This window comes from Amycolatopsis keratiniphila subsp. keratiniphila (assembly GCF_001620365.2).
GTDB classification, from domain to species: Bacteria; Actinomycetota; Actinomycetes; order Mycobacteriales; family Pseudonocardiaceae; genus Amycolatopsis; species Amycolatopsis keratiniphila.
This window is the reverse complement of sequence record NZ_LQMT02000003.1, coordinates 125,696-127,149: the sequence shown is the minus strand read 5'-3', so window position 1 is coordinate 127,149 and position 1,454 is coordinate 125,696. Positions and strand designations below refer to the sequence as shown.

Sequence of the window (1,454 nt, the reverse complement as noted above, 5' to 3'; positions counted from 1 at the left end):
AGGGGTCCTTCACGTACTTCATCCACAGGTTGTCCACAACTCTGCCCACCTGTGGACAACTGCGCCGACCAGCACTTTTCCCCGCCCACTCCCGGTAGACTGGACCAGGGGCCGCCCCCGGGACGGGTGGGGGGAAGGCTCTGGAAGGGACCGAAAGAGCAGCCGCCCGGCGGAGGGTCTCGGAAGGGGCGGGGATCCTTGTGGTATCGCTCCCTGCGGAACATTTCCGCTGGAGCGCGATAAGCTACGCGCGTGATCGAAGTCCGGCCCGGTGGTCGCCGTCGTATCGACCGCGTGCTCGGCCCTGGGTATCTCAGCGACCTCGGCGAGCTGACCCTCTCCGTGCTGCGTGAGCGCCGTGACGAGGCCGCGCAGGAGGAGACCGACCTGTCGTACCTGCGGCGCCTGCTCCACGCGCGCATCGACATCGTGCGGGCCGAGCAGGAGCGCCGGAGTTCCGGCGGCGAGAGCAGCGTCGTCGAGCGCCTGGCCGCGATCCTGGCGGACAACGCCATCGGCCCGGCCACGGGTTCGGGCAGGCATCAGCGCCTGGAGCCGTCTCGCGCGGGCGAGCACCGGCGGTTCGCCGAGGCCCTCATCGGCGACACGGACCTTTCCGACGTCAGCACGCTCTCGGACGAGAAGCTGGTCAACGCCCTCAACCGGTACGCCGACGAAGAGGTCTCCGTCTCTTCGTACCGTCGCGAGGTGCAGGGCGTGATGGACACGATCAACGCCGAGATCGCGACCCGCTACCGCCAGGGCACGGCGTCGGTCGACGACCTGCTCGACACCGAACGCGGCGGGTCCGAGTGACGAATCCGGTCCTGGTCGAGGTCGTCCGATCCGGTTTCGTGGAGAGCGTCCACCGCGGCGCGCTCGTGATCACCGCCCCGGACGGCTCGGTGCGCTTCTCCGCGGGCGACATCGAGCGGCCGGTCTACCCGCGCTCGTCCAACAAACCCCTGCAGGCCGTCGGGATGCTCCGCGCCGGCCTCACGATCGGCGACGAAGAACTCGCGCTGGGCTGCGGATCGCACAATGGCGAACCCGGCCACGTCCAGGGCGCCCTCACGATGCTTTCCCGCGCGGGGCTCACCGAGGACGCGCTGGCCTGCCCGCCCGCCTTCCCGCTGCACGAGCCGAGCATGCTGGCCGTCGCCTCCGCCGGAAAACGCCGGGCCGCGATGAACTGCTCCGGCAAACACGCCGCGATGCTCACGACCTGCGCACAGCTCGGCTGGCCGACCGGCGACTACACGGCCGAGATCCACCCGCTGCAGAAGATCGTCCAAGCCGCCGTCGCCGATCTCACCAGCGAAACGATCGAGACGGTCGGCGTCGACGGCTGCGGCGCCCCGCTGTTCGCGTTCTCCCTCACCGGCCTCGCCCGCTCCTTCGGCAGGCTGGTCACCGCCATGGGCGGCCCGGAACGCCGGGTCGCGGACGCCGTC

At 70.4% G+C, this 1,454-nt stretch carries 2 protein-coding genes; both read left to right on the top strand.

Annotated features, from left to right (window positions below; translation table 11 throughout):
* Nucleotides 1-252: 252 nt before the first annotated feature.
* Nucleotides 253-816 carry an RsiG family protein gene (locus tag AVR91_RS01135; protein ID WP_016338019.1) on the top strand — a complete coding sequence of 188 codons (564 nt, stop codon included), beginning with the start codon at nucleotides 253-255 and terminating at the stop codon, nucleotides 814-816.
* Nucleotides 813-1,454: asparaginase (locus AVR91_RS01130; RefSeq protein WP_076857230.1), on the top strand; the 642-nt coding region annotated here is incomplete at its 3' end. The genes AVR91_RS01135 and AVR91_RS01130, both read left to right, overlap by 4 nt.